We start from the raw sequence: 21,408 nt of genomic DNA, 5'->3' as shown, positions 1-21,408 counted from the left end.
GAATAGTTTTTAGTTTCAAGGAAAATATTATATATCGATGGAAACGATACCGCTTTCCCGCGTTTGGCTTTTTCCAGGCTGAACGCGGCAGGCGGAAATCGATGAAATAAAGAACGAATATGTGCCGCAGCGGTGTTTTCCAAGCTGGGTAATCCTCTCATGTATTACTGGGGAGCCGGATTATAGCACACCAGTTCCTTCAAGCTGTCAAGCGGGTTTTGTCGTTTTTAGGGGTAAATTTTTTCCGGGAGGGGCACGGCGCATTTCCCAAAAAAAATACTTTTTACCTATTGACTTACCCAACAGCTAGTGGTACTTTATACCGGCGACCACAACAGGTTGTGGTTTTTAGAACAAAAGACAGCCCCGCGGAAAGCGCCGATGAACTGCCCCAACTGCAAAAACCCGGAACTTAAAGTGGTTGACTCACGCGAAGTGGAGGACGGCATCCGCCGCCGCCGCGAGTGCCTGGGCTGCGGTTTCCGCTTCACCACCTACGAACGCATCCAGCCGGCCGCCCTGTTCGTCCTCAAGCGCGACGGCCGCCGCGAGGAGTGGAGCAAGGAGAAGCTGCTGGGCGGCCTGCACAAGGCTTGCGAGAAGCGCCCCCTGCCGGCAGGCACGGTTGACCGTATCGCCGACGAGATCGAGGCCGAGCTGATCGAGACCGGCCGCGCGGAGATACCGACGACGCTTGTCGGCGACAAGGTGATGGAGAAGTTGAAGGTTGCGGACAATATCGCCTATATCCGCTTCGCCTCGGTGTACCGCAAGTTCACCGATGTCACCGAGTTCAAGGAGATGGTGGACCGGCTGATTGACCGCGATCCGGCGCCCCGCTCCCAGCTGCCGCTGCTGCCCGAAGAGGACGGCGTCGGCCAGGGGCGCGGCGGGCGGCATCTGTCGCTGTCAGCCAAAGGGCAGGGCAAATGATGACAGGCCGAATCAGATTGCCAAGGACTCGCCGTGCGGGCGAGTCCTTGCAAAGACATTAACGTAAAGGACAGCTTATGACGCCGCAGCCATCGGGCAAACCAATCGTGGATAAAAACCGCATCGCCAGCTTAATCTTCAACCAGGCTTCGGCCATGGGCATCGCCGACCGCGCCCGCATCGAGCAGATTACCGCCCGGATCATCGAGCGGCTCGAAAAACCCGCCGCCGCCCTGCCCGGCATGGAGGCTTTCGTCGCGCAGCAGGCCAGGGTGTCTATAGCGGTGACCGAGGACGAGATCGAGAACCTGGTCAAGGACGCCGTCGAGGGCGTAAAGCCGGCAAACCCTGCCGTTCATCCTTCGACAAGCTCAGGACGAACGGATGTTATCGAGGCGCCCAAGCCGCCGCTGCCCCCGGTACCGCCAACTGCCGTCGCCGCGACTAAAACATCAAAACAGGAGAAGAACATGCCAGCCGCCACCCGAAATACGAAATCCGAAGCACGAAAACCGAAAACCGAAATCCGAAACATCATTCCGGAGAGAGTCGAGCTTTCGGCCAACGCGCTGGCGGTGCTGGAGAAGCGCTATCTGAAAAAAGACAAGGCCGGGAATCCTATCGAGAAGGCGGAGGATATGCTGCGGCGCGTCGCCCGGACTGTCGCCGCCGCCGAGCTGGCTTACAACCCGAAAATCAATATCCGCGCCGTGGAGGATGAATTTTACGGCCTGATGGCGCGGCTGGAATTCCTGCCCAACTCCCCCACCCTGATGAACGCCGGGCGCGAGCTGGGGCAGCTGTCCGCCTGCTTCGTCCTGCCCATCGAGGACGCCATCGAGAGCATTTTCGACGCCGTGAAGCACACCGCCATGATCCACAAGTCCGGCGGCGGCACCGGCTTCTCTTTCTCGCGCCTCCGGCCGGAGAAAGACCGCGTCGGCTCCACCGGCGGCGTAGCCTCCGGCCCGGTGTCCTTCATGCGCGCCTTCGACGTGGCCACCGACGTCATCAAGCAGGGCGGCACCCGCAGAGGGGCCAACATGGCCATCCTTTCCGTGGACCACCCGGATATCGAGCGCTTCATCAAGGCCAAACAGACCGCCGGCGTGCTGACCAACTTCAACCTGTCGGTGGCGGTAACCGACGCCTTCATGGAGGCCGTCCGGGCCAACGGCGAGTACAGTCTGATCAATCCCCACAACAAAGAAGTCGTCGAGAAGAAAAAAGCCCGCGACATCTTCGACCAGATCGTCAACCTGGCCTGGAAAACCGGCGACCCGGGCGTGGTGTTCATCGACCGCATCAACGCCGGCAACCCGACGCCGCACCTCGGTAAGATCGAGTCCACCAACCCCTGCGGCGAGCAGCCGCTTTTGCCCTACGAGTCCTGCAACCTGGGCTCGATCAACCTGTCGAAGATGACCAAAGGCAACGGCAGGAAATCCATAGACTACGACCGGCTGGGCTACACCGTGCGCACCGCCGTCCGCTTCCTGGACGACGTCATTGACGTCAACAAGTTTCCGCTGCCGCAGATCGCCGAGCGGACGCGCCAGACGCGCAAGATCGGCCTGGGGGTCATGGGCTTCGCCGACATGCTGATAGACCTCGGCATCGCCTACGATTCGCCGGAGGCGCTCGAGGCCGCCGAATCGGTCATGGGCTTCATCCAGGCGGAGTCCCACAAGGCATCGGAGGAGCTGGCAGCGAGCCGAGGGACCTTCCCGGCCTATGAAAAGTCCGTCTACGACGGTCGGGTCAAGATGCGCAACGCCTCCTGCACCACCATCGCCCCGACGGGGACGCTGTCCATCATCGCCGGCTGCTCTTCCGGCATCGAGCCGCATTTCGCCCTGTGCTTCACCCGCAACATCATGGACGGGACGAAGATGGTGGAGGTCAACCCCTACTTCGAGCGCGCCTCCGTCGAGGGCGGCTTCTTCAGCAAGGAGATGATGGAGAAACTGGCCTCCGGCGCACACCTGGAGGACTTCAAAGAAGTGCCCGAGGCGGCGAAGAAGCTCTTCGTCACGGCGCACAACATCACCCCGGAAGGCCACGTCAGGATGCAGGCGGTGTTCCAGAAGTACACCGACAACGCGGTTTCCAAAACGGTGAACTTCCCGGCCGCCGCCACCGTGGCCGACGTGGACAAAGTATACCTGATGGCCTTCGACGAAGGGCTTAAAGGCATAACCATTTACCGCGACGGCTGCAAAGCCGACCAGCCGATGTCCACCGGCAAAGCCGAGGTTAAGCCCGAAGCCGCCGTGCCGGCCGCCCCGGCCAAGCCGATGGGCCCCCGCGAGCGCGCCAAAGTCACCACCGGCTTCACCGAGAAGGTCAAGACCGGCTGCGGCAACATGTACATTACCATCAACACCGATTCCACCGGCATCTGCGAGGTCTTTTCCCACCTGGGCAAGGCGGGAGGCTGCGCGACGGCGCAGCTGGAGTCCACCTGCCGCCTGGCGTCCCTGGCGCTCCGCTCCGGCGTGCCGATTGACGACGTGGCCAAGCAGCTCAAGGGCATCCGCTGCCCGTCAATAGCCTGGGACAACGGCAAGAGCGTGCTGTCCTGCGCCGACGCCATTGCCACGGTGCTGGAGAACTACATCAACAGCGGACTCTCAGTCAAACTCGAGGGCAAGGCGGAGGCCAACGGCAACGGGAACGGCAACGGCCACGGGGAAAAGAAAGTCATCAAGGACTTCGGCATCGTGAAGAACGTGGCCGGCCAGTGCGTGGAATGCGGCAGTATCCTGGTCTACCAGGAGGGGTGTTTCATCTGCCCCGGCTGCGGGTTTACGAAGTGCTAGGGCGATGGTGTAGCGAACGATCAAATGAGAACGTTCGTTGTTATTTTGGAGGAGAATATGGCAATAAGTGAGGCGCAATTAAATACTTGGTCTCATCAAGGCCCAACTACTTCCTCCAGCATAACCTACGAATCTATTCGTTATGCTCTTAGGCCAGAGGTTATGCCATCCGATATAGAGTTTGATATTTACCTCCAAGGTTCATACAAAAACAACACCAACACACGAGGAGATAGTGATGTCGATATAGTTGTCGAACTTACTTCTTCTTTTTGGTCTAACCTTAATGATATTCAAAAGAAATCCCTGGGAATTACTCCTTCTAACTATGGTTGGGACCTATTTCGTTCGGATGTGATCAGCGCTCTCACTAGTCAATATGGCCCCTTTGTCAAACCTGGTAACAAATGCATTAATATAGACCCCTCCTCAGGGCGAATTCCCGCCGATATTGTGGTAAGTATCCAATACCGTTGGTACGATGCTGATCTTAGTTTAGAACCCATTAACGGGATAGCGATTAAGCCACAAAACAAGAGCGATTTGATAATCAGTTATCCAAAAATCCACTATGATAAATGCGTCGATAAGAACGAGAGAACGGGTGAATGGTTCAAAAGAACGGTGAGATTGTTCAAAAATATACGTAATTATCTATCAGATAATAACGAGATGGATATTAAAGCAGTCCCATCCTATTTATTAGAGTCTCTCCTGTTCAATGTCCCGGATTCACAGTTCGGAAACACATTCCAACACACCTTCTGTAACACAGTTAATTGGCTGTACACCTCTGAACTCACCATATGCACTTTCCCAAGCCTCAGGGGCCCAATCTGCGGAAATGGACCCGAACAATGGCACATTGACCAAGCAAAAGGTTTTGTTAATAAATTGATTGAATTCTGGAACTCAAACTAACATGCACGCATATTCTCACAATCACGGGGAGAGAGTTCGCGTTATATTAGTTATCGCCTTTTTAAGCCTGATCTTGGTCTGGGCTTTACATTGGGTATTGCTCCAAACTTCAGTAAGTATCCCTTGGTGGTTTGGAACCCCATCCGTACTAGGGACATTTGCCATCTTTCAGACCGTTTTCGATAGATCTTTGTGGAAAAATCAATTAATCCGTCATCTCCTATCTATCTCTGTCCCAACTCTGCAAGGCCGTTGGAAAGGTAAAATAGTATCGAGCGATTCCGGTCATTCGAACCCAATCGATGCATATTTAACCATCGCCCAAACCTGGACTCAAATGGCTTTGTCGATAGAAACATCGACTTCTATTTCTAGAACACGGATGGCCGCTTTTTTACCGGATGAACCATCTGGCCTCAGTTTGGTATACGAATATCTATGCGAACCGAAACCACACGCAATGACCACCATGCACATCCATCACGGTACAGGTAAACTCCATTTCAGTCTGAATCAGGTTGATCTCGAAGGGAGCTATTACACCGGACGTGATCGATTAACCTTTGGGAGTTTTTCGTTCAGCCGTATTTGAGACACCTATCAATATCCTGATTATGCAAACTATCCTCCGCCCCCTCACCCCAGCCTCTTACGCCGATGCCCTCGCCCTGTGGCAAGCCTGTGAGGGCATCGGGCTTTCCGACGCGGACTCCCGCTGCGGCATAACCAAATACCTTGAGCGCAACCCCGGCTGCAGCTTCGGTGCGTGGGACGGGGAAAAGCTGGTCGGCACCATACTGGGAGGGCATGACGGGCGGCGGGGGTACATTCATCACCTTGCGGTTCATCCGGACTATCGCAAACGCGGCATCGGGCGGCGGCTGGCGGAAGCGACGCTTGAGGCGCTGCGGGCGGCGGGCATCAACAAGTGCCACCTGTTTATCTTCAACGACAACGCGGCGGGCATCAAGTTCTGGGAGAGCCTCGGCTGGACGCTGCGGAAGGACATCAGCGTCATCTCTCTGGTGCTGGAAAAAGGCACCTGCTGAGTCAGGCATTGTAACCCACGTCACTTTGACTCCCCTAAAACGGTGGTATAATTCCACTGTTAGGAGGAGATTATGTGGTACTGGTCTGATCATATGGCCAACTGGGGTTTTGGGGGGTTCTTCATGTTTATTTTCTGGATTGCCATAATCGCTCTAGTAATCTGGGGCGTGGTCACGCTGACCCGGTCCGGAACTATCCATGCCGGGGGTGGGGCGCCGCGGCGGGAGCCGCTGGATATAGCCAAGGAGCGCTACGCCAAAGGCGAAATCACCCAGGAGCAGTTCGAAACGATCAAAAAACACCTGCAATAACACAGGCATCGGCAAGAGTCTTATACGAAGGGGCGGGATAATTATCCCGCCCCTTCGGTTTTTTATTGTGTTGAGCTGGCTTAACACAATTTAACTGCATTTCAACGCCTGTCTCAGATAAAATCCTCACTAATTTAATCCCGGCAAGGATTATTGAGTGAAGCCGTGCCACAACCCAGATTTTGGTACCTTTTCGTCTCGGGGCTCAACCACCAAGTCATAATAATCTAACCTGAAAGGAGAAGAATATGCCCTTTGACTCCCGGGAACAGGCCGGGTGACTCCGGAAAGACGGCAATTATCATTAATTAAGGAGAAACAGATGTCCGTATTTCACAGCACGGTCTCCCGCCGCGAATTTCTTAAAAATGTAGGCCTGGCCGGGGGCGTCGGCGCCGCGGCTATGGCAGCCCCCGGATTCCATGACCTGGACGAGGTTGCCGCTGCCAAGGGCAGCACTCCCAAGCGCTCCTGGTGGGTCAAGGAGAAGGATCACCCCACCGTTGACGTTGACTGGGACCTGATGGCCCGCCACCACGGCTTCCACAGCACTCAGTCCGACATCATCCAGGCAAGGTACTACGGCCTCGATGAATGGAAAGCCATGACCATGCCTTCAGCCACCGACCGGATGAAGGCCGGCGAGCCGGGCTACAGCCTGCGCGATTACGCGCTGGCCAACGGCGCCAACCGCGAAAATTCGGCCTACGGCAAATGGGAAGACACCTTCAGAGGCGCCAACACCCCCGCCTTTATCGGCCCGCAGCGGGCTAAGACCCCGGAGCAGCTCGGCGTACCCAAGTGGGAAGGCACGCCGGAGGAGAATACCAAGATGCTGCGGGCGGCGATGAAGCTGTACGGCGCCCAGGATATCGGCATTTCTAAGCTGGATGACCATCACAAGAAACTGGTCGGCACCCATGGCGACAATATTTCTTATTCGTACTACCCGCCGAAGTTCAACGTGCCGACGACGGTCACCAAGCCGATGGTTTTCGCGGATGTCCCCACCGGCTACGTGGATTCGGCTACCGGGACCTTCTACATCCCCAACAAGGACCTGTGGGAAGTCACCTTCACCATCCCGATGCCCAAAGAACTGGCCCGCACCGCCCATTCTCAGCTTTTCGGCGCCGCCAACAACTGCCGCTACCGCATGACCACCGTCATCAGGCCCAATACCCAGGAATTCCTCCGCGGTCTGGGTTACCAGGGTCTGGCGGATAACCCTTACCGCGGAATTCCTTCCGAAGCCGGCGCGGTATTTTCCGGCCTGGCGGAGAACTCCAGGCACACCATCATGGCCATCAACCCGGAACACGGAAGCTGGACCGGCTTCTTCCACATCCTGACCGACCTGCCGCTGGAAGAAACCAAACCTATCGACGCCGGCATCTGGCGCTTCTGTCATTCCTGCGGCACCTGCGCCAAATACTGCCCGTCCAACTCCATTGAACCCAAGGGCGGCCGCGAAATATCCTATGATCCATACCCATCATCCATCACGCCTAAGGATCCGCCGCTGCCCGGCCTCGGCTGGGACAAACCGACCCCCGGCGAGAGCGAGTACTTCAAATTAGGCCGCAAGACCTACTGGACCGACATGATCTCCTGCGCCGGCTATCGCAAATCGATTGACGCCTGCCTGCGCTGCTTCGGCTCCTGCGTCTTCAACTCCGCGGACGACGCCATGATCCATGATCTGGTCCGCAGCACATCGGCGGTGACTCCGCTGTTCAACAGTTTCTTCGCCGAGATGCACGAAGTCTTCGGCTTAGGCCTCAAGAATGACGAAGAAAAAGAGGAATGGTGGGAAATGTCCCTGCCTTCACACGGTTACAGCACCGCCGTCACTTCCCGGCACGGCGGCTACAACAAAGGCTAAACGCTCCCGAATCGGACGCAAGAACGAGGTGGGCAAATGCCCACCTCGTTCTTTTCACCTGGAATAATTGATTACAAACTGAGTAAAGCAGTGTATAATTTCCGGCAATCGGCAGCAGACCGGGTTAATAAGGAGCGCCTGTGAGAGAAAACATCTTCGGCCGTCTGACGCAGTCAATCGCATATGTGACCGTGGGTTCTTTGTTCATCATCACTTCCGGCGACACCTTCGGGGTGGCGGCCAGCATCCTGGGGGTACTGTTCATCATTATCGGGTTCATGGTCGCCCTATCCGGGGCGCTGCAGCTGGTGCCGCGCTGGATCATCCGCATCGAGACTATTTTTTCGGTGCTGCTCTACCTGGCGGCGGCCGGCGCCCTGATCAAGGTCAGCGTGACGGACGGCGGAATCGAGGGCAACACCCTGCTGGTGGTGGTGCTTTTCATCTACATCATCATGCTGCCGGCCATCCAGACGGTGCGCATCCTGAAAAGCTAAAATTCACCGATCGAACGACAAAAGCGCGCGGGTTAACCCGCGCGCTTTTTATACGGCGCTCCGAGGCTACATTTTGATGACGTCCCAGGCCAGAGGTTCACCCGGCCCGTAGCGCCGGGCGGCAAAATCCGCTGGCGAAAGCCCCGCGGCCTTCAGCGACCGGCGCCAGCCGGCCAGCGAAATCTTATCCAGTTTTTCGATCACCGGCGCCAGCTTCTCATCCCCCCTCGAGAGAGCCGCCTGGACCTGAGCCCAGGCGGCGTTGTCCGCTTTGACTTTAACGCCGCGGCCCTGCAGCGCCCGCTCCAGCAGGTCGAAGCGCCGGTCAATGTCCGGTGAATCCGCCATCGGCAGGCGCTCAAAGGGGGTGTGGGGCTTGGGGACGAAGGCTGAGACATTGAGCGACAAAACAACGGCATGGCGGTCAGCTTCGGCTTTGCAGCGCAGCGCCAGGGCGGCCAGGGCGCGGACGTCGGCATCGGTCTCACCGGGCAGGCCGACCATCGAGTATAGGGTCAGCTGCCTGATACCGGCCCGGCCGATCTTGCCGATCGCTTCAATAACATCCTCATCCGAGAACCCTTTGCCTATGGCGCGGCGCAGTTCCGGGGTACCGGCCTCCGGGGCGACAGTCAGGCTCTTGACGCCGCCTTTGACCAGTTCATCGAGGATTTCCTCGGATATCGGCTTGACCCGCATCGAGCCGGCCGACAGGCCGTAGCCCAGTTCCCGCAAACCGCGCAGCACTTCAGCGAAGTGAGGGTGTTCTGCGGCTACCGGGCCAACCAGAGCTACCCGATCGCGGTATTTACGGGCGCCGGCCGCCTGGTCCAGTAATGAATTTAGGGAGCGCCAGCGGAAAGGGCAGAAAGCGGCGGCCACCAGGCAGAAACGGCAGGAAAAACGGCAGCCGCGCTGCACTTCCATCATGAACATGTCGCCGAATTCGGTGTCCGCAGTAAAGACCTGGGTGCCGACCGGGAAAAGGTCCAGCTCTTGAACATACCGGCGTTTAGCCTCGGCCGGGAGTGACGGCACGAACACGCCCGGCACCGCCGCCAGGCGTTCAAGCTGTTCTTGCCGGGAGAGGCCGACCGTTTGCTCCAGAGTCATGCATAATCCGGGCAGGATGGCTTCGGCCTCGCCGATACAGACGGCATCGAAAAACGGGGCTGCCGGCAGCGGGTTGGCGGTCAGCGCCGCGCCGCCGCCGATAACCAGCGGATGGGATTCGTCCCGGTCCTTCGAATAAACCGGCATGCCGGCGGCGCGCAGCATCGGCGGCAGGTTCAGGAAGTCAAGCTCCCAGGAAATGGAGAATAAAAGCGCGGAAAAATCCGTCAGCGGGCGGCGGCTCTCGACGGACAGGGCTCCGGAGGTGGAAAGACGGTCGGTATCCCAGAAAACACGCTCGGCGAGTAAGTTTTCCCGGTCGTTAAACCATTTATAAAGGGCGTGAACGCCCAGGTTGGACATGGCGACGCGGTAGCTATTGGCGTAAACCACCACCAGCGGCAGGCCGCCGCCCCAATCCCGGACCCGAGCGCCGGTTTCGGCAGCCAGCCGGTCTTTCAGCGCTCTATCCCAGACCAAGGCAAGCCACTCCCGGTTCAGCCATCGGGGTTGAAGGGCCGCGGCAGAAACTGAGGCGGGGGCGACGGCGGCAGCTGGTGCGATGGCGGAGGCGCCGGCGGCTGCGGTGAAAGGGTCGGTGTAAAAGGCGGGGGAGCCTGCAGCGGCGTTTGTGATTGAGCTTGCTGCGGCTGCTGGGGCTGCGGCGGCCGGGGGTGGTGCGGGCGATGCTGGCGGGGCTGGGGCGGCGGCGCCTTCCAGCAGCCCCTGAGGAGGTTGCCGTCAATGATATGGACGACATCGGCTACCTTGCGCAGCGGCACCGAGGTCCGTTCCTCGCCGAAGAGGGCGGCCTCGACATGTTTGCCGTAGTCCTTGACCGCCTGTAAGGCCCCGACGAAGTCAGAGTCTCCGGCGACCAGGATGGCAGTATCGTAGTTGCCCTTGAAACAGTGGGTCAGCATGTCGGTGGCCAGCATGACATCGACGCCCTTCTCATAGGGCGGGGTGTTCGGCCAGGCGTTGGTGTACACCAGGCGGCCCAACCTTAATTCGGTATACGGGATGGCCTCGACGCTGTCGAAGAAAGCCCGCTGGTCCTTATAGCGCTCCGGCTCCTCGCGCTGACCGACTTCGGCATTGTAATAGTAGATGCGAACCAATTTGCGCTTGTTGACCAGTTTCTCGCAAAACTTGTTTAGGTCTATGTCGGAACGATGGAAATAAGCTTTCAGCGAGTGATACATATTTGACCCGTCAATGAAGATCATGACGCGTTCTTCTCTGTCTGCCAAGGGGGCACCTCCTGGATGGATGAGCCAATTATAGGCTGTTTTAATTCAGGTTGGAAATCAACAGTTAGACTCCGCGAGGACAGATCGAAGCTGCCAGCTGTGCCTACCTGAAGTTGGAAATATCGCCGGCAGCTACTGCTTGAGTAACTCCGTCACCACCGAAGCCACTTCCTTGCCGTCGGCTTTGCCCTTCAACATCGGCGACAGCCTGCCCATGACCTTGCCCATATCCTGCGGCTTGTTAGCCCCCACCTCGGCGATGATCTTTTTGGCTTCGGCGGTGATTTCTTCACGGGTCAACTGCCTGAGCATATAGCTCTCGAGAATTGACAGTTCGGCCTGTTCTCGGTCCGCCAGATCCTGCCGGTTGCCCGCTTTGAAAGCGTCGATGCTCTCGCGGCGCTGTTTGATCATTTTAGCGATGACGGCGTGAACGCCGGGGTCGTCGAGTTGCTTCTGCTGCTCGATCTCGGCGTAGTTAACCGCCGAAAGGATCAGGCGGAGAGTGTCCAGCTTAACCTTGTTGCCGGAGCGGAGAGCGTCTTTGAGTTCCAGGGGCAGGGTTTCTTTCAGGCTCATCTGCGGTTCCTTATCTTTATCCGTTTCATCGATTCTATGAGGCATCACCTGGCGTGTCAAATCCCTGTCCAGACGCGAGACATCTCTTAAAAATAATCCAGCCCTTCAGAAGAAGGACTGGACTGAGTTCAAAGCGAAAGCAAAACTATTTTATGCCGAGTTTGAATGTGCGGTCGATCTCGGGATGGGGGATGCCGATGGAATCCTCGAGCCATTCCTTGACTTCCAGATAGGTGTCTGAGGCAATATCCTGGCGGGTCCGCTTGTACTCGCCCTCCGCGAGTTTGAGCTGGTGGATGGATTTGAGTTTCTCCTCCAGCTTGATCGGCCACTGCGCTTTGTCTTTAGCCGGGATGGCCGCGGACGTGCCGTACTTGCGGCCGAAACAATCCTCAAAAAGGTCTCCGGCCACCAAGGCGTAATTCTTGTTGGTGATGTGACGGATAGCTTCACCCAGTGTCAGTCCCATTTGCCGTTTACTCCCTCAAGAAAATACTGGTGTATTATACACCGTCAGCCCGTTTGATGTAAGGGCTTTAACCCGCAGCCGGCAACCCCGCCTGCTCCGGTTTCCGGGCTTTGACGAAGATATAAAAGCCCCTCACCGGTTCGAGTTCTTCAATCTCAAAACCGGCTTCAGTGACCATCCGCGCCCATTCTTCTTTGGTATGGACGAACATGATGCCCCGTTCAACAACGTATTTCACGAAAGTGTTCATGAATAGACGCAGCAGCCTGTTCTTGGGCTGGTAAATGTCGAAAATGATGATCTTGCCGCCGGGCTTAAGCGCATGAAAGCTTTTTTTCAGTAGGCGAGAGAACAGTTTGAACTCATGAGAAGCGCTGGAGTTGTAAATACGGTCAAACTCGCCTTCTTTGAAATTGATCTGATAAGCGTTGCCTTTGATCAGTTCCTTGTTGTCCCTCTTCACCCTGGCGTTGCGCGCCAGCATGGCTTCCGATTGGTCGAGCCCGACGATACGCCTGGCGTTGATGGAATTGCTGATATAGCCGGTGCCGCAGCACAGGTCCAGAATGTCCATCTGGGATGTATCCTCATTCAGCATGCGCTTCCGCATGCTCTCATAAGTGCCTCCCATGAACAGCCGGGTCAGGAAATCATAAGCCGGGGCGATCGTCTCAAAAAACTTCGGTTCTACCATTTTCCATCCTTGCTATTTTGAGGCCGGCGGTCTTAACGCCATCTTCTACTGTAAAACGCCGCGCGCGGTCATCGTTGAAAACGTCTGGCTCATGCCGTCAAGAATGCCGCGGCTACGGCCGCATTGGTGAGAGAGTATATTAATACCATGTACTTGTTAGCTTTGGCAACCTTCAAGGGATCAGCATACTCCCGGTGGGCGGTCACCGCCGCTCCAATGGCCAGTGGTATCCCCAGGAAGGCCAGGACCGCCGCCTTCGGCAGTGTTCCAGCGGCGATGAGAACAGCGATGTAGAGGTAGACCGCGGCCAGCGAGGCTTGAAATAGGTTCTTCGAGCCTGCCGGACCCAGCCTGTAGGTCAGGTTCTTCTTGCCGGCGGCAAAATCCTCGGCGTAGTCCGGGATTTCGTTGATCAGGATCATCGTCCACATGCACAGCCCGGGGATGATTCCGGCCAGGACAATATCCAGGGTGACCGTCGAGGCGTGAATGTAGTAAGCCCAGGCGGTTAACACCGGGCCATACCCGATGAGCATTGCCAGTTCCCCGAGACCGCGGTAAGCCAGGCGGAAAGGCTTGGCCGAGTAGGCGATGGAGATAAAAGCCCCCAACGCGGCGATGTACAGGCTCTCAACGCCGGAAGCGAAAGCCAGCCCGATGCCGCAGGCCAGAGCGAAGAGATACAGCCCGACGATGACAGCCATCGCCTGCCGCGGCTTGACGAGGCCGGAAGTCAGGGCGCCCGAACCGCCCGAAAAAGGGTTCTTGGCGCCGATGGTTGTCCGATCGGTGCCGTACTGGAAATCGAGGGTATCGTTGAACATGGTCAGGCCGATCTGCACCGCGGCAGCGGCCAGCAGGGCGATGGCGAAGTGAAGCGGAATGAACAACCCGGCCGAGTAGGCCGCCGCTCCGGCGATGATCACCGGAAAGACGCCCTGGGGCAGGAACTTCAGGCGGGCTGCCTGCAGCCAGACGCCTGCCGACACCGAAGCCGGATTAGTAAGCGCTCTCAAGGACTTGCCTCAACACCGCTTCCGGCACCTTGCAGGCGATCTTGCCGTTCTCTTTGTGGAACTCACAGAACCTGGCCAGCAGGAAGAAATCGTTGATGGCGGTGCGCCGCTTGTTGTCGAAGGTGAGCGTTTCCAGGATTTCATCGATGGAGATGTCGGCGGGGATACGCGTCGGCAGGCCGATCTTCTGAAAAATATTTTCGATTCGGGCCGCCAGGCCCGGATCCATGAAACCCAGGGCGGCCGAAATTTTGGCTTCGACAGTCATACCTATAGCGATAGCTTCGCCGTGCAGCAGCTGGCCGTTTTTACGGATCTCGACGGCATGGCCGATAGTATGGCCTAACTCAAGCTGCGGGTCCAGCTTGCCCTCATAGGGGTCAATAAGCAGCAGCTCCAGCTTTAATTCTATGGTATGGGTGGAAATGTACTCGATGTCATCCCAGGAAAACTCCGGCGCCAGCTCACGGATGTACTCGAAGAAACTCTCTTCCTGACACAGCCCGTGTTTGACCGATTCGGCCAGGCCGGCCCGGATCTGCCGGGCCGGCAGATTACGCAGGAACGCAAAGTCGATAAAGACGAACTCCGGGGGATAATACTGGCCGAAAAGGTTCTTGCCGCGCTTATAGTTGACCGCCTGCTTCTGGCCGATAGCCGAGTCGATCTGGGCCACCATGGTCGTCGGCACGTGAAAGAAGCGGATGCCGCGAAAAAGTAACGCAGCCAGCAAGCCGCCGAGGTTGCCGACGACGCCGCCGCCGAGGCAGACGATGACCGAAGATTTGGTGGCGCGGGCATCCAAAATCTTGGCACCCAGCTGTTCAAGGGTATTCAGCGTCTTGGACTGTTCGCCGGCGGGGAAGACAAATACATGGGTCTCAGCGACCTTGCGGAGTTCGGCGGTGACCGGTTCAGCGTAGGTTTTGGCGACGGTGTCGTCGGTGATAATGAAAAATTTATCGGCTTTAAGCGGCGCGGCGCACTCGGATAAACGGTCGAGGATGCCCCGGCCGATATATATCGGCCGCGACCGGCCGCCGCCGATGTCATATTGCAGGGTTTTCATGTATGCCGTTTCATTCATCATTTTTTATAACCTACGACGACCGTGCCCATACCGCCGCTCTGGTAGCGGTGCCAGACGTCTTTAAAACCGTTGTCGGTAAGGATTTTGGCGATATCGGTATTCTTGGGCAGCAGCATAACCGAGTTGTATAGGTAGCGCGGCGAGCCCTTGGCGGTGCCCAGGATGGTCCCGGCGACGGGCAGCAGATATTTCAGGGCAAAGAGGTACAGCGCCCGCAGCGGTTGCTTCTCCGGCTTGGTCATATCCTGAATAATGAAGACACCGCCTGGTTTGAGCGCCTTGAAGACATTCTGCGCCGCTAGGTTTTTGTTGAGGAAGTTGCGGAAGGCGAAACAGGTGGTGATGATATCGTACTTGTTTTCGCCGTAGGGCACCTCGGAATCTCCAACCCAGAACTTAATCGGGCGGCCCTGGAAACTTTTATCGTAGCGCTTTTTAGCCACCTCAACCATCTCCGGCACCAGGTCGAAGGCGTCGATGTCAATGTCAGTAAAATGGCGGGCGGTGTTAAAGGTAACGAAGCCGGTGCCGCAGGCCAGATCCAGCATCCTCAGGTTGGATTTGTCTTTTTTATAGTGGCCGATGATTTTAAGGACATCCTTGACCCAGCGGCGGTGGATGCCCAGGCCGATGATGTCGTCGTGCAGGTCATATTTCGGCGCCTGGTAGCCGAAAAGCTCCAGCATGTAAGCCTTTCGTTTTTTGGCAGCCTCGGAATCAAATCCGGGGTCCTGCAGGTGTCTCTCGGCTGTTTCCGCCGCCATCCCTAACCTCCCGGCTTGAAGCCGACGATGATGCAGGCGATGCCGCCTGAAAGGCTCTTGTAGTAACAGCTTGTGAAGCCGTTGTCTTCCAGGATTTTCTGGATTTGAGCGTTGGTCGGCATCATGTCGGTACTCTTTTTAAGCCAGCCGGCGGCCGATTTCTCGGTGCCCAGGATCCTGGCGATGACCGGCAGGATGAACTTCATATAGAAGGCGTACAGCCCCTTCATGGGGTGCTTCTCGGGCTTGGTCAGGTCCTGGATAACAAAGATGCCGCCCGGCTTAAGAGAATTGAAGACGTTCTGGGTGGCCAGGTGCTTGTTGGCGAAATTGCGGTAGGCGAAGGAGGTGGTGACGATGTCGTACTTGCTTTTACCGAAGGGGACTTCCGCGTCGGCCACCCAAAACTTAATCTTGCGGCCTTTAAAACCCTTCTCATAGCGCTCTTTGGCCACGGCGATCATATCCGGGGACAGGTCGAAGGACTCGATACTTTCCACCTTGGGCAGCTTGCGGGCGACGTTGAAGGTGACGAAGCCGGTACCGCAGCCCATATCCAGCATGTCGGCGCGCTTCCTGCCCTTCAGGAACTTTTCGATAATCTTGACCATGGTGCGTACCCACAACCGGTGGGCATACAGGCCGTAGACATCATCGTGGAAATCATAATTCTTAGCCTGGACCACGAACAGGTCCACCATGTACTTCTTACGTTTTTTAGCTTCTTCGGAATCGAACCCCGGGTCCTTTACCGGCGCCACAGTCTCCATCAGCACTCCTCTGTCTTATCTAAATGCACGCCGAAAGGTCGCAAGCCGGCCCTGGAATAAATGAGAAACGCCGCTGGTGGAAATATATCTTGCAGACCTGGCATTTATCGTTACGAACGGTAATAAATAATAGGTTTGTCGCCCCGAGATGTCAAATACAACCTGACGCGAACGGCTTAAAACATGCGCAACACTGATTGAATATAATTATTATGTCATCTATCTATTGCTATTCTGCGGATCGGGGGTTAGAATCAAAAGAGTGGAAACCCGCGGCTCCCTCTGGAATCGGCTTCCCATTTCCACCAACAGCCGGAATAAAATCGAGGAGGAACACCATGAAACTGATGGTAATCGGCCTGGGACAGTGCGGCGGGCGGCTGGCCGACGAATTCGTCCGTCTTCACGAAAGAGCCCGCAGTTTCCGCAAAGTCGATATCCTGACCGGGGCTTTCGCGGTGGATACCGATGCCTCGTCACTCCGCGGCCTGGCATCGATCAAAGCTAAACACCGGCTGGTAATCGGCGAAAACAAGACCAAAGGCCGCGGTGTCGGTAAACAGGCTGCCCTGGCCGCCCAAATTGCCCGGGAAGAGGGTTTCAAGGTCATCGACGCCATCCGCCAGTCAAAGCAATTTGCCGAATCCGACGCCTTCCTGCTGCTGGGCGGCACGGCCGGCGGCACCGCGGCGGGCTGCATGCCGGTCATCGCCGAGATACTCAAGGAACGCTACCGCGATCAGGCGGTTTTCGGCATCTGCGTCCTGCCTTTCGAGCATGAGGAAGCGCTGGAAAAAATCAATGTGGAAAACACCACCCACTGCCTGCGCAGCGCCAAAGTCAATATGGACGCCGTTTTCCTGATTGAGAATCAGCGGTATGTTAAAAAGGGTATGTCCTGGAGCGCCAATATCGCCGAGATCAACAAGGCCATCGCCGGGCCGTTCTACAGCCTGCTTTGCGCCGGCGAAGAGAAGAAGCGCAGCCACATCGGCGTCGGCATGCTGGCCGCCAGCGACATCCTGCAGATGCTCTCGGGATGGACAGCCATCGGCTATGGCAAAACCCTGATCCCCCTGATCACGATGCCCTGGGATAAAGAGGGCGACGAGAATATGAGCGGCCGCAAAGCCATGGACGAGGCTATCAGTGAACTATCCGTCCAATGCGACACCAAGACCGCCACCAAGGCTTTATACCTGGTTTCAGCGCCGGAAAAAGAGATCGGCACAGATCTAATCAAATTCCTCGGCGAGTATCTGAAGAGCATCGCCCCCGGAGCCTCAATCAGATACGGTGATTACCCGATCGAAAAGGGACTGATCGATGTGACCGTGGTATTGTCAGGTTTCCCGGCCATCGAACGGATAAAGCCATACCTTGAAGCTCAGGGAAAAGAACCGCCGGCTCCGGTATCACCGACCCCAGCCGAATAACCCTCCGTCGAGTTATTGGCTACGGAAAGGCGACATCGCCCGGAGTCGGGCGACGACCTCAGGCAGGACGGCAAGCACCCGTTCGATGTCCGCCTCAGTCGTCCAGCGCCCCAGTGATAATCTGAGCGAGCCGAAAGCCTGATGGGGCGGTAATCCCAGAGCCAGCAAGACGTGGGACGGCGCCGTGCTGGTGGAGGAACAGGCGGATCCCGGCGAAGCCGAGATGCCTTCCAGATCAAGGTTGAGGCAGACGCTCTCGCCCTCAACATGGTCGAACGAGAAATTGGCGTTATTCGGCAGCCGGTGTGAAGAGTGGCCGTTCAGCCGGGTAGCGGGCACCGCGGAAAGCACCCCGGCGATTAATTTGTCGCGGAGGGCAGTCAGCCTGACCGCCTCCGAAGCCATCATTGAAACCGCCATCTCCGCGGCTTTGCCCAGGCCGACGATGCCGGGGACGTTTTCCGTCCCGCTCCTGCGCCCGCGCTCCTGGCCGCCTCCCCAAACAATCGGAACAATCCGGGTGCCTTTGCGTATATAGAGAGCCCCGATGCCCTTCGGGCCGTAGAGCTTGTGCGCCGATATCGACAGGAGGTCCACCCCCAGTGCCTGTACATCGACCGGGACCCGGCCGACAGCCTGAACCGCATCGGTGTGCAGCAGAATCCCATGTTCACGGGTGATTCCAGATATTTCAGCCAAGTCCTGGAGCGTGCCTATCTCGTTGTTCGCCATGATCACCGAGACCAGCGCCGTATCCGGACGGATGGCCTGCCGCACCTCTGCCGGGTCCAGCCGCCCATCTGCGCCGACCGGCAGGTAGGTTACCGCCATCCCGATCTTTTCCAACTGATGGCAGGTTTCCAGTACAGCGTGGTGTTCAATGGCGGTAGTGATGACATGACGGCCTTTGCACCCGCCGGCGGCGACGCCGGAAAGAGCCGTATTGTCAGCTTCGGTGCCGCCGGAAAGAAAAACCACTTCATCCGGCCGGGCATTAATTAACCCGGCGACGGAGGCGCGGGCATGTTCCACCGCCTGCCTCGCCAACTGGCCCTCGGCGTAGATCGCCGAAGGGTTACCGGAGCGGTCTTTGAAATAGGGCAGCATCGCCTCCAGCACTTCCGGAGCGACCGGTGTGGTGGCGGCGTAGTCGAAATAACAGCGTTTCATGCGACCTGATTATAGCAGAAGGTCAGTTGAAGGCAATCGACGCCCGGTTTTAAGGGGGTTAGAATTCGTCAATGCTGAGGAAGATTTCAGGGACGGACGGGGCGTGTTCGTTAACCCAGCGCTGTAAACAGGTGATTGAACAGAAGCCGTAGCGTTTAATGTCTTCCGGCCCCTCCAGGTGGGATAAGATATACCAGCCCTTGAGCGCGAAACAAGGCAGTTCTGATGGGTCGACACCCTGATTACGTCCGCAGCCGTAGCAGTGACAGGTCCGGTCAGGCACTTAAGAGGCCTTCCTCTTCCGGCACCTCGGGCACTCCGCTCTGGCGCCAGCGTTCGACCATGTCGGCAAGGGTGAGGGAATTGAGAATGCCGTCGGTCGCCTGTTTGATCTGGGTCCAAACCTGGCGCGTCACGCAGTGCTCGCCCTTCCAGCAGACACGGGCATCATCAACACATTCCGAAGGGGCGGTGGAACCCTCGGTAGCCCGGACGACCTCAGACAGGCGGATCTCGGAGGGTTCCTTGGCCAACACAAATCCGCCGTTGGCGCCTCTGACACTCCGTACCAGCCCAGCGATGCGCAGGGGGATAAAAAGCTGGGCCAGGTACTGTTCGGAAATCCGGCGGCGCATGGCAATATCACGGATGAGGATGGGTCCCTCTCCGTAGTGAATGGCCAGATCGAACATCGCTTCCATCGAATGCCGGCCCCGGGCTGATAATTTCATCGTCCAATCTCCCTGCGGCGATAAACCACTGATAGCGTATCAAGATACCAAACGTTAGGAACTTTCTCATATTAATAGCTGGCTGGCCGGATGTCAAACCTTACGATTCCGGGCAGGACTTCGTGTATAATTGGGGCTTGATGACTGAACTCAACCTGGCCCGGGAATTGAAGGCGCTGCTGCCGGCTGATGCTGCCGAATTCATGCAGGGTGCCGCCGCCGCGGCGGCGGCGCGAGGGTGGCGCCTTTATCTGGTAGGCGGCGCCGTCCGCGATCTGATGCTGGGCTGGAACGGGGGCGACCTGGATTTGAGCGTCGAGGGCGATGCCATTGAGCTGGCAGGGGCTCTGGCAGCATCCCCTTCGGACGTTGACGTTCACCACCGGTTCAATACCGCCAGGCTGTTTTGGGGCGGATACGTCATTGACATCGCCCGCAGCCGGCAGGAGACCTACCCCCGCCCGGGCGCGCTGCCCTCAACCCGGCCCGGGCCGATTATCCAGGACCTTGCCCGGAGGGACTTCACCGTAAATGCCATGGCGGTCTCGTTGAACCCGGATGATTTCGGGCGTTTAATCGATCCGTGCGGCGGCCGGCCCGACCTTGAGAGCAAGCTAATCAGGGTGCTGCATGTCCGGAGTTTCATTGACGACGCCACCCGCCTGTGGCGGGGCGTAAGATACGAACAGCGCCTGGGCTTTAAGATTGAACCGATCACGCTGGGCCTCCTTCAGCGCGGCCTTCCCCTGCTGGAAACCATCACCGCCGACCGGCTGCGATACGAACTCGAATGCGTCTTGAGAGAACCGGCGCCGGAAAAAGTCTTCCGCCGGGGTGGTGAATTGGGCTTGCTGCGGACGTGGCATCCGGCGCTTCGGGGCGACCAGTGGCTGATGGAAGCTTGTTCAAGGTTGCGGTCGCTGGTTGAACAACCGCCGCCGGAAGCTTACCTGGCGCTGCTCGCATGGCGGCTGGATACCACTCACCAGGAAGAGTTCATCGGCAGGCTCAGGCTGACCAAGCATCAAGCCCGTGCCGTACGCGATGCCGGGAAACTGGTCCAGGCGGAAGCGACATTGACTGCCGTCGGGACTAAACCGAGCCTGGTGTATCACCTGCTGGACGGCATCGCGGATGAGGCTTTAACCGCTGCCCAAGCAGCCTTCGGCCTGGGCGCGGCATATGATGTCGAGCGCTTCCAGGATGAATGGCGGTGCGTCGCCACGGATCTCACCGGCGAAGACCTGAAACGCCTGGGTGTCAGCCGGGGGCCGGACATCAAACGCCTGCTAGAAGACCTTCGCGACCGGCGCCTCGACGGCGCTCTGAGCACCCGCAGCGAGGAGGAAGCGTTTGTCCGCGATTGGCTTGCCGGCCGTTAATCTACCTGCTTGAACTTGGATTTCGGCGCCCCGCAGATGGGGCAAAAATCGGGAGCCTCACCCAGCACTGTGTTGCCGCACACCTGACAGACAAAATAGGGGCGGGCTTCAGCTTTGACGCCTACGTGCAGGTCAGCCAGAGCCTTCTGAAACAGGGCGTGATGGATCTCCTCAACGGCATTGGCGGTGGAAAAACTGCGCTCCGCGGAAGCGTTTGCGTCCTTGCGTGACTGGTCAATAAAGCCGGGATACATCTGGGTGAATTCCCAGTGTTCGCCGCCGATGGCCGCTTTCAGGTTGTCGGCCGTTCCGCCGATGCCTCTCAACACGTTGAGATGGTTGCGGGCGTGCACCGTTTCCGCTTCAGCGGCAGCCCGAAAAAGCCGGGCTACCTGAGACTGCCCTTCGGCTTCCGCTTTTTCCGCAAAAAAGAGGTACTTTCTATTAGCCTGGCTTTCTCCGGCAAAAGCCGCGCCAAGATTCTCCGTCGTTCCCATATCCGGCTCCTCTCCAGTATATCTT

23 protein-coding genes are annotated in these 21,408 nt (G+C 57.6%); 10 read left to right on the top strand and 13 right to left on the bottom strand.

Annotated elements, in window-relative coordinates; translation table 11 throughout:
• Nucleotides 1-381: 381 nt before the first annotated feature.
• From nrdR to ABV300_RS02990, 8 genes are all read left to right on the top strand, one after another.
• Nucleotides 382-933 carry a transcriptional regulator NrdR gene (gene nrdR, locus ABV300_RS03025; protein ID WP_353715055.1) on the top strand — a complete coding sequence of 184 codons (552 nt, stop codon included), beginning with the start codon at nucleotides 382-384 and terminating at the stop codon, nucleotides 931-933.
• 77 nt (nucleotides 934-1,010) lie between these two features.
• Nucleotides 1,011-3,755: a vitamin B12-dependent ribonucleotide reductase gene (locus ABV300_RS03020; RefSeq protein ID WP_353715054.1), complete on the top strand. Its 2,745-nt coding sequence runs from the start codon at nucleotides 1,011-1,013 to the stop codon at nucleotides 3,753-3,755.
• A gap of 57 nt (nucleotides 3,756-3,812) precedes the next feature.
• Nucleotides 3,813-4,676, top strand: coding sequence for a nucleotidyltransferase (locus ABV300_RS03015; RefSeq protein ID WP_353715053.1), 864 nt, complete (start codon nucleotides 3,813-3,815; stop codon nucleotides 4,674-4,676).
• Between the two features lies 1 nt (nucleotide 4,677).
• The gene (locus ABV300_RS03010) at nucleotides 4,678-5,268 is read left to right on the top strand and encodes a hypothetical protein (RefSeq protein WP_353715052.1); all 591 of its coding nucleotides are present in this window, start codon (nucleotides 4,678-4,680) and stop codon (nucleotides 5,266-5,268) included.
• A 22-nt stretch (nucleotides 5,269-5,290) separates the two neighbouring features.
• The gene (locus ABV300_RS03005; protein WP_353715051.1) at nucleotides 5,291-5,725 is read left to right on the top strand and encodes a GNAT family N-acetyltransferase; all 435 of its coding nucleotides are present in this window, start codon (nucleotides 5,291-5,293) and stop codon (nucleotides 5,723-5,725) included.
• A 72-nt stretch (nucleotides 5,726-5,797) separates the two neighbouring features.
• Nucleotides 5,798-6,037: an SHOCT domain-containing protein gene (locus ABV300_RS03000; RefSeq protein WP_353715050.1), complete on the top strand. Its 240-nt coding sequence runs from the start codon at nucleotides 5,798-5,800 to the stop codon at nucleotides 6,035-6,037.
• Between the two features lie 322 nt (nucleotides 6,038-6,359).
• A complete protein-coding gene (locus ABV300_RS02995; RefSeq protein ID WP_353715049.1) occupies nucleotides 6,360-7,922 on the top strand; it encodes a reductive dehalogenase in 1,563 nt (520 codons plus the stop codon).
• 140 nt (nucleotides 7,923-8,062) lie between these two features.
• On the top strand, nucleotides 8,063-8,419 hold the full coding sequence (locus ABV300_RS02990; protein ID WP_353715048.1) for a hypothetical protein: 357 nt from the start codon (nucleotides 8,063-8,065) through the stop codon (nucleotides 8,417-8,419).
• 66 nt (nucleotides 8,420-8,485) lie between these two features.
• On the opposite strand, the gene ABV300_RS02985 is transcribed toward ABV300_RS02990, so the two are convergent.
• The 9 genes from ABV300_RS02985 to ABV300_RS02945 all read right to left on the bottom strand — a co-directional run bounded on the left by ABV300_RS02985 (nucleotide 8,486) and on the right by ABV300_RS02945 (nucleotide 16,167).
• A complete protein-coding gene (locus ABV300_RS02985; RefSeq protein ID WP_353715047.1) occupies nucleotides 8,486-10,012 on the bottom strand; it encodes a radical SAM protein in 1,527 nt (508 codons plus the stop codon).
• 17 nt (nucleotides 10,013-10,029) lie between these two features.
• Entirely contained in the window at nucleotides 10,030-10,785 is a 756-nt protein-coding gene (locus ABV300_RS02980) for an NYN domain-containing protein (RefSeq protein WP_353715046.1), read from the bottom strand.
• Between the two features lie 132 nt (nucleotides 10,786-10,917).
• Nucleotides 10,918-11,364 carry a GatB/YqeY domain-containing protein gene (locus ABV300_RS02975; RefSeq protein ID WP_353715045.1) on the bottom strand — a complete coding sequence of 149 codons (447 nt, stop codon included), beginning with the start codon at nucleotides 11,362-11,364 and terminating at the stop codon, nucleotides 10,918-10,920.
• A gap of 145 nt (nucleotides 11,365-11,509) precedes the next feature.
• A complete protein-coding gene (locus tag ABV300_RS02970; protein ID WP_353715044.1) occupies nucleotides 11,510-11,833 on the bottom strand; it encodes a hypothetical protein in 324 nt (107 codons plus the stop codon).
• 67 nt (nucleotides 11,834-11,900) lie between these two features.
• Nucleotides 11,901-12,527 (bottom strand): methyltransferase domain-containing protein, encoded by a 627-nt coding sequence (locus ABV300_RS02965; RefSeq protein ID WP_353715043.1) that lies wholly within the window; start codon nucleotides 12,525-12,527, stop codon nucleotides 11,901-11,903.
• Nucleotides 12,528-12,616: 89 nt separating this feature from the next.
• On the bottom strand, nucleotides 12,617-13,543 hold the full coding sequence (locus ABV300_RS02960) for a prenyltransferase (protein WP_353715042.1): 927 nt from the start codon (nucleotides 13,541-13,543) through the stop codon (nucleotides 12,617-12,619).
• Nucleotides 13,527-14,612: an iron-containing alcohol dehydrogenase gene (locus ABV300_RS02955; RefSeq protein WP_353715041.1), complete on the bottom strand. Its 1,086-nt coding sequence runs from the start codon at nucleotides 14,610-14,612 to the stop codon at nucleotides 13,527-13,529. Before ABV300_RS02955 ends, ABV300_RS02960 begins: the two co-directional genes overlap by 17 nt.
• Nucleotides 14,613-14,629: 17 nt before the next feature.
• On the bottom strand, nucleotides 14,630-15,397 hold the full coding sequence (locus tag ABV300_RS02950) for a class I SAM-dependent methyltransferase (RefSeq protein ID WP_353715040.1): 768 nt from the start codon (nucleotides 15,395-15,397) through the stop codon (nucleotides 14,630-14,632).
• A 2-nt stretch (nucleotides 15,398-15,399) separates the two neighbouring features.
• Nucleotides 15,400-16,167, bottom strand: coding sequence for a class I SAM-dependent methyltransferase (locus tag ABV300_RS02945; RefSeq protein ID WP_353715039.1), 768 nt, complete (start codon nucleotides 16,165-16,167; stop codon nucleotides 15,400-15,402).
• Nucleotides 16,168-16,505: 338 nt separating this feature from the next.
• Between ABV300_RS02945 and ABV300_RS02940 the strand changes: the two genes are divergently transcribed.
• Complete coding sequence (locus tag ABV300_RS02940; RefSeq protein WP_353715038.1) at nucleotides 16,506-17,603, top strand: cell division protein FtsZ; 1,098 nt, start codon at nucleotides 16,506-16,508, stop codon at nucleotides 17,601-17,603.
• A 12-nt stretch (nucleotides 17,604-17,615) separates the two neighbouring features.
• Here the strand turns inward: ABV300_RS02940 and nifS are convergent, their stop codons facing one another.
• From nifS to ABV300_RS02925, 3 genes are read right to left on the bottom strand one after another with little or no spacing between them, the layout of a single operon-like run.
• Nucleotides 17,616-18,773: a cysteine desulfurase NifS gene (nifS, locus tag ABV300_RS02935; protein WP_353715037.1), complete on the bottom strand. Its 1,158-nt coding sequence runs from the start codon at nucleotides 18,771-18,773 to the stop codon at nucleotides 17,616-17,618.
• A 58-nt stretch (nucleotides 18,774-18,831) separates the two neighbouring features.
• Complete coding sequence (locus ABV300_RS02930; RefSeq protein WP_353715036.1) at nucleotides 18,832-19,056, bottom strand: hypothetical protein; 225 nt, start codon at nucleotides 19,054-19,056, stop codon at nucleotides 18,832-18,834.
• Complete coding sequence (locus tag ABV300_RS02925) at nucleotides 19,049-19,504, bottom strand: Rrf2 family transcriptional regulator (protein WP_353715035.1); 456 nt, start codon at nucleotides 19,502-19,504, stop codon at nucleotides 19,049-19,051. Before ABV300_RS02925 ends, ABV300_RS02930 begins: the two co-directional genes overlap by 8 nt.
• A gap of 140 nt (nucleotides 19,505-19,644) precedes the next feature.
• Between ABV300_RS02925 and ABV300_RS02920 the strand changes: the two genes are divergently transcribed.
• Nucleotides 19,645-20,886: a CCA tRNA nucleotidyltransferase gene (locus ABV300_RS02920; protein ID WP_353715034.1), complete on the top strand. Its 1,242-nt coding sequence runs from the start codon at nucleotides 19,645-19,647 to the stop codon at nucleotides 20,884-20,886.
• Here ABV300_RS02920 and ABV300_RS02915 read toward each other — a convergent pair.
• Nucleotides 20,883-21,383 (bottom strand): rubrerythrin family protein, encoded by a 501-nt coding sequence (locus tag ABV300_RS02915; RefSeq protein ID WP_353715033.1) that lies wholly within the window; start codon nucleotides 21,381-21,383, stop codon nucleotides 20,883-20,885. The genes ABV300_RS02920 and ABV300_RS02915 overlap by 4 nt on opposite strands.
• Nucleotides 21,384-21,408 lie beyond the last annotated feature (25 nt).

Origin of the sequence: Dehalogenimonas sp. 4OHTPN, from assembly GCF_040448695.1 — a bacterium.
Lineage (GTDB): Bacteria > Chloroflexota > Dehalococcoidia > Dehalococcoidales > Dehalococcoidaceae > Dehalogenimonas.
The sequence above is the reverse complement of the archived record's forward strand: the minus strand, read 5'-3'. Positions and strand labels throughout refer to the sequence as shown.

Coding starts and splice junctions, on each gene's coding strand:
- ABV300_RS02995 (WP_353715049.1), top strand. CDS start 6,360: ATGTCCGTATTTCACAGCACGGTCTCCCGCCGCGAATTTCTTAAAAAT.
- nrdR (WP_353715055.1), top strand. CDS start 382: ATGAACTGCCCCAACTGCAAAAACCCGGAACTTAAAGTGGTTGACTCA.
- ABV300_RS02950 (WP_353715040.1), bottom strand. CDS start 15,397: ATGGCGGCGGAAACAGCCGAGAGACACCTGCAGGACCCCGGATTTGAT.
- ABV300_RS03000 (WP_353715050.1), top strand. CDS start 5,798: ATGTGGTACTGGTCTGATCATATGGCCAACTGGGGTTTTGGGGGGTTC.
- ABV300_RS03010 (WP_353715052.1), top strand. CDS start 4,678: ATGCACGCATATTCTCACAATCACGGGGAGAGAGTTCGCGTTATATTA.
- ABV300_RS02945 (WP_353715039.1), bottom strand. CDS start 16,167: ATGGAGACTGTGGCGCCGGTAAAGGACCCGGGGTTCGATTCCGAAGAA.
- ABV300_RS02940 (WP_353715038.1), top strand. CDS start 16,506: ATGAAACTGATGGTAATCGGCCTGGGACAGTGCGGCGGGCGGCTGGCC.
- ABV300_RS03020 (WP_353715054.1), top strand. CDS start 1,011: ATGACGCCGCAGCCATCGGGCAAACCAATCGTGGATAAAAACCGCATC.
- ABV300_RS02955 (WP_353715041.1), bottom strand. CDS start 14,612: ATGAAAACCCTGCAATATGACATCGGCGGCGGCCGGTCGCGGCCGATA.
- ABV300_RS02965 (WP_353715043.1), bottom strand. CDS start 12,527: ATGGTAGAACCGAAGTTTTTTGAGACGATCGCCCCGGCTTATGATTTC.
- ABV300_RS02915 (WP_353715033.1), bottom strand. CDS start 21,383: ATGGGAACGACGGAGAATCTTGGCGCGGCTTTTGCCGGAGAAAGCCAG.
- nifS (WP_353715037.1), bottom strand. CDS start 18,773: ATGAAACGCTGTTATTTCGACTACGCCGCCACCACACCGGTCGCTCCG.
- ABV300_RS02970 (WP_353715044.1), bottom strand. CDS start 11,833: ATGGGACTGACACTGGGTGAAGCTATCCGTCACATCACCAACAAGAAT.
- ABV300_RS02975 (WP_353715045.1), bottom strand. CDS start 11,364: ATGAGCCTGAAAGAAACCCTGCCCCTGGAACTCAAAGACGCTCTCCGC.
- ABV300_RS03015 (WP_353715053.1), top strand. CDS start 3,813: ATGGCAATAAGTGAGGCGCAATTAAATACTTGGTCTCATCAAGGCCCA.
- ABV300_RS03005 (WP_353715051.1), top strand. CDS start 5,291: ATGCAAACTATCCTCCGCCCCCTCACCCCAGCCTCTTACGCCGATGCC.
- ABV300_RS02925 (WP_353715035.1), bottom strand. CDS start 19,504: ATGAAATTATCAGCCCGGGGCCGGCATTCGATGGAAGCGATGTTCGAT.
- ABV300_RS02920 (WP_353715034.1), top strand. CDS start 19,645: ATGACTGAACTCAACCTGGCCCGGGAATTGAAGGCGCTGCTGCCGGCT.